The following is a 13074-nucleotide window of genomic DNA, read 5'->3' as shown; positions in this document are numbered from 1 at the left end:
GTTAGCGAACAATCGAAGCCATGAAGCTCCGGGCCCTACCGAGGTGGTTCACGCGGCGCATCGGGTATGCGCGGCTGCTGTGCCTTGCGCTGCTGATCGGGTTCGCAGCCCTTCGCGTCGCCGACCCGGCCCCGGTCGAGGAAATTCGGGTCCGGATGTTTGACGCTTTCCAGCGCATCGATCCCCGCAAGAAGACCGCAAGGCCGGTCACCATCGTCGATATCGACGACAAGAGCCTGGAGAAGCTCGGGCAGTGGCCGTGGCCGCGGACGCGGATTGCAGCCCTCGTCACCGAGTTGACCAGGCTGGGCGCCGTCGTGATCGCGTTCGACGCGGTGTTTTCGGAGCCCGACCGGCTCAACCCCGCCTATGCGGCCGACACGTTCCGCAATCTCGACGAGGAAACCCGCGCCAAGCTGCGCGCGCTGCCGAGCAACGACCAGGTCTTTGCCGACGCCATCAAGGCTTCCCGCGTCGTGCTCGGCGAGTCTGGCCTGCCCGATGAAATCGCGGCCCTCGACAAGACGCTGCCGGTGACGGGACTGGCGATGCTGGGCGAGGAACCGCACCGCTTCATGTTCGAGTTCCCCGGCCTGTTGCGCAACGTGCCGGTGCTGGAGCATGCCGCCGCCGGGCGCGGCCTGTTCACGATCAAGCCCGAACGCGACGGCATCGTGCGGCGGGTGCCGATGATCATGCAGGCGCAGGGCCAGACCATGCCCTCGCTGACGTTCGAGATGCTTCGGGTCGCCGCCGGGTCCGGCACCATCCTGATCAAGGCCGAAAAGGCCGGCATCAAGAGCCTCGGCATCAAGGGCGTCCAGATCCCGACCGACCATAACGGCCAGCTCTGGGTCCACTATGCCCGCAACGACGCCTCGATCTACGTCCCCGCGTTCAATGTGCTGGAGAAAAACGTCGCGCCCGACATGATCGCCGGCAAGCTGGTGCTGATCGGCACCTCGGCGGTCGGTCTCAATGACATCAAGACCACGCCGGTGTCGCGCGCCATGCCCGGCGTGGAGATTCATGCCCAGGTGCTCGAGAGCACGCTGGCCGGCGCGGTGATCTCGCAGCCGAATAACGGCATCGCCATCGAGTTCGCGACAGCGATGTTGTTCGGGCTTCTCGTCATCGTGTTCGCGCCTCTGTTCGGTCCGGTCTCGCTGGTCATCGTCGGGGGCGCGTTTGCAAGCGTGCTGGTCGGAACCTCGGTATATTTCTACACGCAGCACCGGCTGCTGATCGATTTCACCTATCCCCTGATGTCGACCACGGCGATCTACCTCACGCTGATCTTTTCCAGCTTCGTGCGCGAGCAGGCGCAGCGCCGGCAGATTCGTTCCGCCTTCGGCCAATATCTGTCGCCGGCTTTGGTCGAGCAACTCGCGCAGTCGCCGGAAAAGCTCGTGCTCGGCGGCGAGGAGCGTGAGATGACCATCATGTTTTCCGACATGCGCGGCTTCACCTCGATCTCGGAAACCTACAAGAACGACCCGCAGGGCCTCACCGCGCTGATGAACCGTTTCCTCACCCCGCTGACCAACGCGATCCTCAAGCGCAAGGGCACCATCGACAAATATATGGGCGACGCCATCATGGCGTTCTGGAACGCGCCGCTCGACGACAAAGACCATGAACTCAACGCCTGCGAGGCGGCGCTCGACATGCTGGAGCGCGTCGACGAGCTCAATCAGGCGCGCGAGCAGGAGGCAAAGGAGGAGAACCGCCCGTTCATTCCGCTCAATATCGGCGTCGGCCTCAATACCGGCATCTGCGTGGTCGGCAACATGGGCTCCGACCAGCGCTTCGACTATTCGGTGTTCGGCGACAGCGTCAATCTGGCCTCGCGCCTCGAAGGGCAGTCGAAGGAATACGGCTTTCCGATCATCATCGGCTCCAGGACCGCGCTGGCGGTGAAGAACAGGTTCGCAATCCTCGAACTCGACTTCATCATGGTGAAGGGCAAGAAGGAGCCGGAGGTGATCTACGCCATCGCCGGCCGCGAGGACACCGCGCAGTCCGGCCGCTTCCAGCGCCTGCGGAATCTAACGATCGAGATGCTCGCCTGCTATCGCAACCGCGACTGGGAAGGCGCGCTGGCGGCCATCGCGCGCGGCCGCAAGACCGACGAGGCGAATTCGCTGGAGCTGCTCTACAATCTCTACGAAGCCCGCATCCGCGGCTATCTCGAAAATCCGCCGCCGGAAGACTGGAACGGAGCGTTTGCACTGCTGACGAAGTGACAAGAACGCAGGATGGGTGGAGCCACCGGGTCGCGCTTCGCTTGCCCGGGACGACAGCGGATATTGCGAGACCACCAACCGCTAACTACTCCGACGACAGGCGGACCAGCTGGCGTCCGCCATTCATTTCCTTGAGGTTGTTGACGTAGTTCTCGGGACGCTGCCAGCGCAGAGGCACTTTCAGTCCCATAAAACTTGCGATGCTGCCGATAAACGCCGTGCAATTGGATGTTTCCGCGTTCCAGACCGGTGAACTCGCTTGCAATTTCTTGATGTAAGCGAACACCCTTTTTGCGTCCGGCTCACTCAGGTAAACCCGGTAGCTCGCGGTCAGGTACTCCGGATCAAGATCGCCATAGCTCGCCCCGGTCTCGGACGGGACCCACGTCAAATGCCCCAGCACGTAGGCAACGGTGTCTCCGGCAGGCGTGAGGCCCGCGACCTCAACTGCTCGCTCGCTGGTCTTCCCGTACCAGACGAAAGCATGTCCCCAGCTCGCCGCCGTCCTGGCTCTGAAATCGACGTAGTACGGGCCCTTGGCGGTGCCCTGCTTTCGAGCCGCCTGTCCCGCCGGTCTTGGCTGGATGGGCGCGTCACTGGACACAAGCGCATTCGCGTCAGCCAAGCGCTCGCGTGCCTCGTGTGCAGAAGCCGACGGGATTGTGCCTGGGAGCGAAGCTGCGAGTGTGAGTCCCGCAAGCAAGCATGGTCCCAATCTGTTAGGTCGACTTGCCACGCTTCGCCCCTCAACCGTCGACGACAAAGGCAGGTTCAACGCCCCCCCGGTCGATGCCGTGCGCTAGTAGCGCGACACGACGGGCCCGGGCGCCTTGCCGATTGGGCTCTTCCCGACGGGGGTCTTGCCAATCGGCATCTTGCCTACGGGAGCTTGCTGATAGACGGGCTGTCGGCGTGGAATGTCGGCGGCGCCGGCGGCAGTCACCACGGCAAGCGTCGCACCCGCTACAATCGCAATCTTGATCACGGCAGTTCCCCATAACGTTAGACGAAACAAAGCATGCCTGCTGAGCGCTGCCCAGCAGGCATGCCGTGCACATGATCGTCGGAATACGACTACAGTACGGCGGACACGTTCGGCCAACATGACTGCTGTGCGGCAATTGTGAGACGGGCAAAATCCTCAAGCCCTATTCGTGCGGGCCCGTTGGTTTGCCAGGGGCGACGTTGGTTATGCTTGGGCGCCGCCGTGCCTTGTCTCCACAGCTGGATCAAGCCCCTTTCACTCCAGCCCAATCTGCGTCAGATCCTGAAACCAGTGCTGCGCCTGCACGAATTTCTTCACCTTGGGCGACAGCGCATGCGGGTTGGTGTCGTGCACCACCCAGACCAGCGTGGCGTCGTCGACGATCGCGGCGTGCGCCTGCGCCAACAGTTCGTCCTGTTTGGCGACATCAAACGTCTGTTTCGCCTCGTCGATCAGCGCGTCGACCTTCGGGTTCTTGTAGCCGCCCCAGTTGACGCCGACCGGCGCGATCTGGCCGGAGTGGAAGAAGCGGACGATCGCGTAAAGCGGGTCTGACGTGACATAGGCGATGTTGTTGGAAGTGATGCCGGCGTTCATCTCGTCGGCCGCCCCCTTGCGCCACGCCGTATAGAGTGTCTCGAGCTCGACCACCTTGAAGTCAACATCGATGCCGATTTCCTTAAAACTCTGCTGCAGGAATTCGTTCATTGGCAGCGACAGCATCTGCCCGGTGCCGCCCTGCGCGATGACGAAAGTCGTCTTCAGCGGCTTCTCTTTCGAATAGCCGGCCTCCTGCACCAGCTTCTTCGCCGCGGCGAGATCATATTTGAGCTCGAACGTCGGCTTGCCAAACCACGGACTCGACGGGTCGACCTGGCCCTTGGCGGGTTTTGCGAGACCGTTCATCAACCCGACCACCGCTTCGCGGTCAATCGCAAGGTTCAGCGCCTTGCGCAGGCGGACATCGGTCCAGGGCGAGCCGGGCAGCACGCTCAGATGATAATTCCAGACATGCGGCGTGACGTTGTCGACGATCTTCATGCCGGCGGATTTGAGCTGCGGCACCGCATCCGGCGCCGGCGTCTCGATCAGATCGACCTGGCCGGCCAACAGCGCATTGGTGCGCGTCAGCGCTTCCGGCATCGGGATCAGCACGATCTTGTCCGCCTTCGGAATTCGCTTCGGGTCCCAGTAGTCGGCGTTCCTGGTCAACTCGGCGAGTTCGCGCGGAACGAGCTTGGTCAGCTTGAACGGGCCGGTGCCCGAGGGCTGGCTGGCAAACTTGTCCCAGTCCTTGCCGAGCTTTTCATATTGCGCGGGGCTGGAGACCAGGAACCAGAGCATCTGATACGGGAAGAACGAATCGACGGTCTTGGTGGTGATCTCGATCGTGTCATCGTCGATCTTGGCGTAGCTCGCGACCGAGGGCAGGCGGGTTTTCACCTGTGCGCTCTGGCGCTTGTCGAACTGCGGTGCCTTGTCATTGAGCACCTTGTCCAGATTCCAGATCACCGCGTCGGCGTTGAATTCGCTGCCGTCGTGAAACTTGACACCCTTGCGCAGGGCAAAGCGCCATTTCTTCTTGTCGGCGTCGTCGACCTTCCATTCGGTGGCCAGGCCGGGCACCAGTTTGCCGGGCCGGTCGGACACGTCCATCTCCCAGGCGACCAGCGGATCGTAGATCGTATAGGCGGAGAACTGGTAGGCGCCCGCGCCGCGGTCAGGCTGGCCAGTGGTCAGCGGGATGTCCGCCATCGAAATGCCGTAGCGCACAACGGTTTCCGCCTGCGCCGAAATTGTAGGCAAGCCAAGAGGGAATCCGAGGGTGAATGCTGTGGCAGCAAGAAGCATCGAATTTCGGATGCGCATGAATTAAGCTCCATCGGGCGGGGTTTGGAGCTAAAAAATGCAAGCTTGATGCCAGATGGAGCACAGAACCTGTACGTGTATGCGCACTCACAGGGAGTTGTGCGGCTAAAGGCCTCCAGCGAAGTGCCTTCCTTGGCACAGCCATTGCATACCTTTGCATAAGAATTAGTCACCCAAGTCGAGAAGGAATTGCTGCATATGCGCTAACGACAAATCGAAGAAGACGGCCACCGCGTGGCTGCTGGCGACCGCGCTGGTGGTCGGACTGCCGCAACTCGCCAGCGCCGAAACGGTGCTGCGGATCGGCATGACGGCTGCCGATATTCCGCGCACGCTCGGCCAGCCCGATCAGGGCTTTGAGGGCAACCGCTTCACCGGACTGACCATGTATGACGGCCTGACGATGTGGGACCTGTCGTCGGCGGACAAGGCCAGCGTGATGATTCCGGGGCTCGCAACCGAATGGAAGGTCGACGAATCAGACAAGAAGAAGTGGACCTTCAAGCTTCGTCCCGGCGTCACCTTCCACGACGGCTCGCCGTTCAACGCCGATGCCGTGGTCTGGAACGTCGAAAAGGTGCTGAAGCAGGACGCGCCGCAATTCGACGCCAGCCAGGTCGGCGTCACCGCCTCGCGCATGCCGACGCTGGCCTCGGCGCGCAAGATCGACGACCTGACGGTGGAGCTGACCACCAAGGAGCCGGACAGTTTTCTGCCGATCAACCTGACCAACCTGTTCATGGCGAGCCCGACCAAGTGGCAGGCGTTTTATGACAAGGCTGAAGGCGCCGATGCCAAGGCCAAGTCGCAGGCCGCGTGGGCGGCCTTTGCCAAGGAGGCGTCGGGCACCGGCCCCTGGAAGATGTCGAAGTTCACCCCGCGCGAGCGGCTCGAACTGGTGAAGAACGACGGCTATTGGGACAAGGCGCGCGTGCCGAAGACCGACAGGATGGTGCTGCTGCCGATGCCGGAAGCCAACGCCCGCACCGCGGCCTTGCTGTCCGGCCAGGTCGACTGGGTCGAGGCGCCCGCACCTGACGCGGTCAAGGAAATCAAGCAGCGCGGCTTCCAGCTCCAGGCCAACGAGTCGCCGCATGTCTGGCCGTGGCAGTTCTCCCGCGTCGAAGGCTCGCCCTGGAACGACATCCGCGTCCGCAAGGCGGCCAATCTCTGCATCGATCGCGAAGGTCTCAAGGAAGGCCTGCTCGCCGGGCTGATGGTGCCGGCGACCGGCACGTTCGAGGCCGGCCATCCCTGGCGCGGCAAGCCGACCTTCGAGATCAAGTATGACCTGAAGGCCGCACAGAAGCTGATGCAGGAGGCGGGCTACGGTCCCAGCAAGAAGCTGACGGTGAAGACGCAGACGTCGGCGTCGGGATCGGGCCAGATGCAGCCTTTGCCGATGAACGAATATCTGCAGCAGGCGCTGGCCGAATGCTACTTCGACGTCCAGCTCGACGTCATCGAGTGGAATACGCTGTTCACCAACTGGCGCCGCGGCGCCAAGGATCCCACCGCCAACGGCGCCAATGCTACCAACGTGACCTATGCGGCGATGGATCCGTTCTTCGCGCTGGTGCGCTTCCTGCAATCGTCGATGGCCCCGCCAACGTCGAATAATTGGGGTTACATCAACAATCCCAGGTTCGACGAGCTGGTGACCAAGGCGCGCCAGACTTTCGATCCCGCCGCGCGTGACGCGGCACTGGCCGAACTGCACGCGGCCTCGGTCGACGATGCGGCGTTCCTCTACGTCGCCCACGACGTCTCGCCGCGCGCCATGAGCCCCAAGGTCAAGGGGTTTGTGCAGCCGAAGAGCTGGTTCGTCGACTTCTCGCCGGTGTCGATGGCGCCGTAGGGGAGGGTTACTTCAGTCGTCATGCCCGGGCTTGACCCGGGCATCCACGCCTTTCTTGCTGTGGCCAAGACGTGGATGGCCGGGTCAAGCCCGGCCATGACGACATAGAGTTTGCGTCCAAGGCACTTCTCCCACAAGGGGAGAAGGCAAGAAGAGAGTTGCTCGTGTTTGCTTATATCGCCCGGCGTATCGTCTACGTCATTCCGATCGTGATCAGCGTCGCGCTGGTGTGTTTCCTGCTGGTGCACATCACGCCCGGCGATCCGCTCGTCGCTGTGCTGCCGGCGGATGCGTCGCAGGAGCTCGCGGCGCAATTGCGCACGGCATACGGCTTTGATCGTCCGCTGCCGGTCCAGTTCGGCCTCTGGCTGTGGCGCGCGCTCCATGGCGATCTCGGCAGTTCGATCGCCACCGGCCGCCCGGTGCTGACGGAAGTGTTGCGTGCCGTCGGCAACACGGTCACGCTTGCGATTGCCGCCGCCCTGATCGGCTTCACGCTGGGGCTAATGTTCGGCCTGATCGCCGGCTATTTCCGCGACACCTGGATCGACAAGGTCGCAACCTCGGTTGCGATTGCCGGCGTGTCGGTGCCGCATTACTGGCTCGGCATGGTGATGGTCATCATCTTCTCGGTGCAGCTCAACTGGCTGCCCGCCGTCGGCGCCGGTCCCGGTGGCTCCGGCGCGTGGGGCTGGGATTGGGAGCACATGAAATATCTGATCCTGCCGGCGATCACGACCTCGGTGATTCCGATGGGCATCGTCACCCGCACCGTGCGGGCGCTGACCGGCGACATCCTCTCGCAGGATTTCGTTGAGGCGCTGCGTGCCAAAGGCCTGCGCGAACTGGATGTGTTCAAGCATGTCATCAAGAACGCCGCACCGACCGCGCTGGCAGTGATGGGCCTGCAACTCGGCTACATGCTAGGCGGCTCGATCCTGATCGAAACCGTGTTTTCCTGGCCAGGCTCGGGCCTGTTGCTCAATTCCGCGATCTTCCAGCGCGACCTGCCGCTGCTGCAGGGTACGATTTTGGTGCTGGCGCTGTTCTTCGTCGCCCTCAATATGCTGGTCGATATCGCGCAGGCCGCGATCGATCCGCGCATCAAGCGGGGCTGATTTATGACCGTGATGTCGGATACCGCCCTGCAAGCTGCGCCCGCCACCAAGGCGCGCGGCTATTGGGCCACCGTCGGCCGCCGCATCGCGCGCGACAAGGTCAGCATGGTTTGCGCCTTCGTGCTGGTGCTGATCTTCGCCTCCGCGCTGTGCGCGCCATGGCTCGGCCTTGCCGATCCCTACCAGGGCTCGATGATCCGCAGGCTTCGGCACATCGGCACGCCGAATTATCCGCTCGGCACCGACGAACTCGGCCGCGACATGCTGGCGCGGCTGATCTATGGCGGCCGGCTGTCGCTGATCATCGGCATCCTGCCCGTGATTTTCGCCTTCGTGATCGGCACCTCGCTCGGACTCGTCGCCGGCTATGTCGGCGGCAGGCTCAACACCGCGATCATGCGCACGATCGACGTGTTCTACGCCTTCCCGTCGGTGCTGCTGGCGATTGCGATCTCGGGCGCGCTGGGGGCTGGCATCGTCAACTCCATCGTCTCGCTGACCATCGTGTTCGTGCCGCAGATCACCCGCGTGTCGGAAAGTGTCACCACCGGCGTGCGCAACATGGATTTCGTCGAGGCCGCGCGCGCCTCCGGTGCCGGCCCCTTCACCATCATGCGTGTGCATATGCTCGGCAACGTGCTCGGTCCGATCTTCGTCTACGCGACGGGACTGATCTCGGTGTCGATGATCCTCGCCGCCGGCCTGTCGTTCCTTGGCCTGGGTACAAAGCCGCCGGAGCCGGAATGGGGCTTGATGCTGAACACGCTGCGTACCGCGATCTATGTCAATCCATGGGTGGCGGCGCTGCCGGGCGTCATGATCTTTGCGGTGTCGATCTGCTTCAATCTGCTCAGCGACGGCATGCGTAGCGCCATGGACATCAGGAACTGACGCGATGAGTGAGACAAGCCCGTCAGTCGAACTACTGGAGCCGGTCGAGGACGTCGGCGGCGCCGCGCAGCCGCTGCTGCAGGTCACTGGCCTCACAAAGCATTTTCCGGTGCGCGGCGATCTGTTCAGCCCCCGCAAAACCGTGCGCGCGGTCGATGATGTTTCCTTCTCCATCGCCAAGGGCGAAACCGTCGGCATCGTCGGCGAATCCGGCTGCGGCAAATCGACCACTGCGCGGCTGTTGATGCACCTGATGAAGCGCGACGCCGGCGACATCGTCTATGACGGCATGCAGGTCGGCCGCGCGCTGTCGCTGCGCGAATTGCGGCGCGGCATGCAGATGGTGTTTCAGGACAGCTATGCCTCGCTGAACCCACGCCTCACCATCGAGGAATCGATCGCGTTCGGTCCGAAAGTTCACGGCATGGCTGATGGCACTGCGCGCGCGCTGGCGCGCGAGCTGCTCGGCAAGGTGGGCTTGCGGCCCGAAACCTTTGCCAACCGCTATCCGCATGAGATTTCCGGCGGCCAGCGCCAGCGCGTCAATATCGCCCGCGCTTTGGCGCTGTCGCCGCGGCTGGTGATCCTCGATGAAGCGGTGTCGGCGCTGGACAAGTCGGTCGAGGCCCAGGTGCTCAATCTGCTGGCGGACCTGAAGCGCGAATTCGGCCTCACATACCTGTTCATCAGCCACGATCTCAACGTGGTGCGCTACATTTCTGATCGCGTGCTGGTGATGTACCTCGGCGAGGTCGTCGAGCTAGGCCCGGTCGACAAGGTCTGGGATGCGCCGGCGCATCCCTATACGCGGGCGCTGCTGGCCGCGATGCCGTCGTCCGACCCCGATAATCGCACCGAGACGCCGCCGATCTCGGGCGATCCCCCCAATCCGATCGACCCGCCGCCCGGTTGCCGGTTTCACACCCGTTGCCCGTTTGCGGAGCCCCTCTGCGCAAATGCGACGCCAAAACTCAGCGATGTCGATACAATGGGCCATCAGGCGGCGTGCTACATGGCCATAGCTGGTTCCGGGCACAGCCGCGCACCGGCCAAAGAAAAGGACGAGGGAGCAACCGCCGCATGACAAAACCCGACCCCAAGCAGGTCAAGGTAATGACCGATGTCGCCGGCGTGCCGCAGGATTCGGAAGTTTCCGCGCGCATCGCCAATTCCATCGGCCCGGCCTTTGACGGCTTTGCGCCTGTCGCGGGCACACTGCCGATGGACCTTGAACCTGCGAGCTTCCTTCTGGTGCAGCGCGCGAAGGTGTCGACATGAGCAGCGAACCGGCCCTGATGTCAGCGGTCGCGGTTGCGAAAGCGATCGCCGGCAAGAAATTTTCCTCGCGCGAGGTCACGCAGTCCTGTCTCGACCGGATCGCGCAATGGCAGCCGCGCGTCAACGCCTTCATGGCGATCGAGGCGGATGAGGCGCTCGCCGCCGCTGACGCCGCCGATGCCGCGCTCGCCAAGGGCAAAAATCTCGGCCCGCTGCACGGCGTGCCGATGGCGCACAAGGACATGTACTACGAAGCCGGCAAGGTGGTCACCTGCGGCTCGAAAATCCGCCGCGATTACGTCGCGACGACAACTTCCACCGCGTTGCAGCGCCTGAAGGACGCCGGCTCCGTCAGGCTCGGCTCGCTGCAGATGGTCGAGTTCGCCTACGGCCCGACCGGCCACAACGTCCATTACGGCGCGGTGCGTAACCCCTGGAATGTCGATCACATCACCGGCGGCTCGTCGTCCGGCTCCGGATCTGCGGTCGCGGCCCGGCTGACCTTTGCGGCGCTCGGCTCCGATACCGGCGGCTCGATCCGGATGCCCGCGCATTTCTGCGGCGTCACCGGCTTCAAGACCACCGTCGGCCTGATCAGCCGCGCCGGTGCGATGCCGCTGTCGCAATCGCTTGATACCGTCGGACCGCTCGCGCAAACGGTCGAAGATTGCGCGCTGCTGATCGGGCTGATGGCAGGGGCCGATCCCGAGGATCCTACCGCCTCGACGCTCCTGGTGCCCAACTACATGGCCGAGACCACAGGCTCGCTCAAGGGCCTGAGGATTGGCGTGCCCACCGCCTTCTATGTCGACGATCTCGATTCCGAGGTGGCGCGGGTGCTCGACGAGACCATCGGCACCCTCCAAGGCGAGGGCGCAGAGATCGTCAAGGTCGATCTGCCGGACCAGCGGCAGCTCACCGCCGCCTGCCAGATCGTGCTCGCCACCGAAGCCGCCGCCTTCCATAAGCGCTGGATGATAGAGCGGCCGCAGGATTACGGCGCGCAGGTCTTGATGCGCTTGCAGAACGGGCTCGCTATTCCGGCAGTGACCTATCTCGAAGCGATGCGCTGGCGCGGTCCGGCGCTCGCCGCCTATCTCGCAGCGGTCAGCGGCACCGATGCCGTGATCGCGCCGGTCGCGCCGATGCCGGCGGTGACCATTGCCGAGAGCGACGTCGGCAACAGCTTGGACGCGGAATCAGTGATCCAGCGGATCACGAAGTTCACCCGTCCGATCAACTATCTCGGCCTGCCGTCGCTTTCGATTCCCGCCGGCTTCACCGGAAAGGGCTTGCCGGTCGGCATGCAGTTGATCGGCCGCCCCTTCGATGAGGCCGGGCTTGTGCGGATCGGCGCGGCATTCCAGCGCGCTACCGACTATCACCAGCAGGTACCCAGATTGGCATGAGCAACCTCGTCGAAATCCGCGAGCTCAACATCCGCTTCACCGGCGAGCGCACGGTTCACGCCGTCAACGACATCTCGCTCTCGCTTGGCGAGGGCGAGGTGCTCGGCCTGCTCGGCGAATCCGGCTCCGGCAAGAGCGTAACCCTGCGCGCGCTGATGCGGCTATTGCCGAAGAAGCGGACGCAGATTTCGGGGACGGTGAAGGTGCTGGGGCGCGACGTGCTGGCGATGAACGACGAACAACTTTCGGCGTTCCGCGGCCAGACTGTCTCGATGATCTTCCAGGAGCCCGCGCTGGCGCTCGATCCCGTCTACACGATCGGCGACCAGATCGCGGAAAGCGTGATGCGCCACGAAGGCAAGAGCCAGAAGGAGGCGACTGCGCGCGCGCTGGAAATGCTGGAGGTGGTGCGGATTCCCTCGGCCAGGCGCCGGCTCGAGGCCTATCCGCACGAAATGAGCGGCGGCATGCGGCAGCGCGCAATGATCGCGCTGGCCTTGGCTTGCAAACCGAAAATCCTGCTGGCCGACGAGCCGACCACGGCGCTGGACGCCACCGTGCAGATCCAGATTCTGCTGCTGCTGCGCGAATTGCAGCGCGAGTTCGGCATGTCCGTGATTTTCGTGACTCACGATATCGGCGTCGCCATCGAGATCTGCGACCGTGTCGCTGTCATGTATGCCGGCCAGATCGTGGAGCAGGGCCGCTTGCGCGACATCGTACGCACGCCGGTTCATCCCTATGCCAAGGGCCTGCTGGCCTCGACCGTCCACGGCGCAAAACGCGGCCAGCGGCTGGAGACCATCCCGGGCACGCCACCTTCGCTCGACAAGGCGCCCGCGAGTTGTTCGTTCGCGCCGCGCTGCAGTTACGCGCAGCCGCGCTGCAGCGAAGGATTGCCGCCCAATGTGCAGGTATCGGCGGACCGCACCGCGCGCTGTGTGCTGGCAGAGCAAGCCGCCGACGTGTAGCCAACTCGCCCGGGACAAGCCCGGCCATGACGAAGAAATCAGTCCTGGATGCGTTCCCCGGATGCTGCGCAGCGCGCCGCCCTTGCGGCGTGGTGCGCTGCTGATCCGGGATCCAGACGCTGTGGCAGCAGGTAGGTCCCGGCTCAGCGGTGCAGCGTTTCACGCTGCGCCGCGTCCGGGACAAGAGAGCAGTTACCCACCCAGGCCCGGATCGGCCCAACTCTCGATCTGGGATGGCCCCACGACCTGCTTCGGCTGATGGGGATTGAGCGTGCCTGCGCTCGCCGTCAGTCCCTTGGACAGGATCTGCATCGCGAACAGCTTGGCGTCGACCTCCGACTTGAAGGTGCGGGTCGAGCGGGCCATGCCCGCTGCGCTGTCGTCCGCTTTGTGCGGACCAAAAGTGACATACCAAATATCGCCGTGTCTCATGCCGACATAACGCGGGT

At 63.7% G+C, this 13074-nt stretch carries 12 protein-coding genes; 8 read left to right on the top strand and 4 right to left on the bottom strand.

The features are described from left to right. Nucleotides 1-20 precede the first annotated feature (20 nt). Entirely contained in the window at nt 21-2246 is a 2226-nt protein-coding gene (locus V1293_RS19445) for a CHASE2 domain-containing protein (protein WP_334511457.1), read from the top strand. An 85-nt stretch (nt 2247-2331) separates the two neighbouring features. Here the strand turns inward: V1293_RS19445 and V1293_RS19440 are convergent, their stop codons facing one another. The 3 genes from V1293_RS19440 to V1293_RS19430 all read right to left on the bottom strand — a co-directional run bounded on the left by V1293_RS19440 (nt 2332) and on the right by V1293_RS19430 (nt 5100). After that, on the bottom strand, nt 2332-2982 hold the full coding sequence (locus V1293_RS19440; RefSeq protein ID WP_334516802.1) for a hypothetical protein: 651 nt from the start codon (nt 2980-2982) through the stop codon (nt 2332-2334). Between the two features lie 63 nt (nt 2983-3045). Further along, entirely contained in the window at nt 3046-3231 is a 186-nt protein-coding gene (locus V1293_RS19435) for a hypothetical protein (RefSeq protein ID WP_334511456.1), read from the bottom strand. A gap of 255 nt (nt 3232-3486) precedes the next feature. Then, nucleotides 3487-5100 carry an ABC transporter substrate-binding protein gene (locus tag V1293_RS19430; protein ID WP_442894254.1) on the bottom strand — a complete coding sequence of 538 codons (1614 nt, stop codon included), beginning with the start codon at nt 5098-5100 and terminating at the stop codon, nt 3487-3489. A 256-nt stretch (nt 5101-5356) separates the two neighbouring features. On the opposite strand from V1293_RS19430, the gene V1293_RS19425 reads away from it, so the two are divergent. The 7 genes from V1293_RS19425 (at nt 5357) to V1293_RS19395 (ending at nt 12625) form a co-directional block, all read left to right on the top strand. Then, complete coding sequence (locus tag V1293_RS19425) at nt 5357-6958, top strand: ABC transporter substrate-binding protein (RefSeq protein WP_334511455.1); 1602 nt, start codon at nt 5357-5359, stop codon at nt 6956-6958. Between the two features lie 164 nt (nt 6959-7122). Beyond that, nucleotides 7123-8076 carry an ABC transporter permease gene (locus V1293_RS19420; protein ID WP_334511454.1) on the top strand — a complete coding sequence of 318 codons (954 nt, stop codon included), beginning with the start codon at nt 7123-7125 and terminating at the stop codon, nt 8074-8076. Between the two features lie 12 nt (nt 8077-8088). Next, entirely contained in the window at nt 8089-8967 is an 879-nt protein-coding gene (locus tag V1293_RS19415) for an ABC transporter permease (protein WP_442894359.1), read from the top strand. 4 nt (nt 8968-8971) lie between these two features. Beyond that, nucleotides 8972-10051, top strand: a complete 1080-nt coding sequence (locus V1293_RS19410; RefSeq protein WP_334511452.1) for an ABC transporter ATP-binding protein — start codon at nt 8972-8974, stop codon at nt 10049-10051. Further along, the gene (locus V1293_RS19405; RefSeq protein ID WP_334511451.1) at nt 10048-10245 is read left to right on the top strand and encodes a hypothetical protein; all 198 of its coding nucleotides are present in this window, start codon (nt 10048-10050) and stop codon (nt 10243-10245) included. The genes V1293_RS19410 and V1293_RS19405 overlap by 4 nt, the downstream gene beginning before the upstream one ends. Beyond that, complete coding sequence (locus V1293_RS19400) at nt 10242-11654, top strand: amidase (protein WP_334511450.1); 1413 nt, start codon at nt 10242-10244, stop codon at nt 11652-11654. Before V1293_RS19405 ends, V1293_RS19400 begins: the two co-directional genes overlap by 4 nt. Continuing rightward, on the top strand, nt 11651-12625 hold the full coding sequence (locus tag V1293_RS19395; protein WP_334511449.1) for an ABC transporter ATP-binding protein: 975 nt from the start codon (nt 11651-11653) through the stop codon (nt 12623-12625). Before V1293_RS19400 ends, V1293_RS19395 begins: the two co-directional genes overlap by 4 nt. Nucleotides 12626-12817: 192 nt before the next feature. Here V1293_RS19395 and V1293_RS19390 read toward each other — a convergent pair whose 3' ends face one another. After that, the gene (locus V1293_RS19390) at nt 12818-12991 is read right to left on the bottom strand and encodes a hypothetical protein (protein WP_334511448.1); all 174 of its coding nucleotides are present in this window, start codon (nt 12989-12991) and stop codon (nt 12818-12820) included. Nucleotides 12992-13074: the final 83 nt, after the last annotated feature.

It is taken from the genome of Bradyrhizobium sp. AZCC 1693 (assembly GCF_036924745.1).
Taxonomy (GTDB): Bacteria; Pseudomonadota; Alphaproteobacteria; order Rhizobiales; family Xanthobacteraceae; genus Bradyrhizobium.
The sequence above is the reverse complement of the archived record's forward strand: the minus strand, read 5'-3'. Positions and strand labels throughout refer to the sequence as shown.

Coding starts and splice junctions, on each gene's coding strand:
- V1293_RS19390 (WP_334511448.1), bottom strand. CDS start 12,991: ATGGCCCGCTCGACCCGCACCTTCAAGTCGGAGGTCGACGCCAAGCTG.
- V1293_RS19430 (WP_442894254.1), bottom strand. CDS start 5,100: ATGCGCATCCGAAATTCGATGCTTCTTGCTGCCACAGCATTCACCCTC.
- V1293_RS19405 (WP_334511451.1), top strand. CDS start 10,048: ATGACAAAACCCGACCCCAAGCAGGTCAAGGTAATGACCGATGTCGCC.
- V1293_RS19400 (WP_334511450.1), top strand. CDS start 10,242: ATGAGCAGCGAACCGGCCCTGATGTCAGCGGTCGCGGTTGCGAAAGCG.
- V1293_RS19415 (WP_442894359.1), top strand. CDS start 8,089: ATGTCGGATACCGCCCTGCAAGCTGCGCCCGCCACCAAGGCGCGCGGC.
- V1293_RS19445 (WP_334511457.1), top strand. CDS start 21: ATGAAGCTCCGGGCCCTACCGAGGTGGTTCACGCGGCGCATCGGGTAT.
- V1293_RS19410 (WP_334511452.1), top strand. CDS start 8,972: ATGAGTGAGACAAGCCCGTCAGTCGAACTACTGGAGCCGGTCGAGGAC.
- V1293_RS19395 (WP_334511449.1), top strand. CDS start 11,651: ATGAGCAACCTCGTCGAAATCCGCGAGCTCAACATCCGCTTCACCGGC.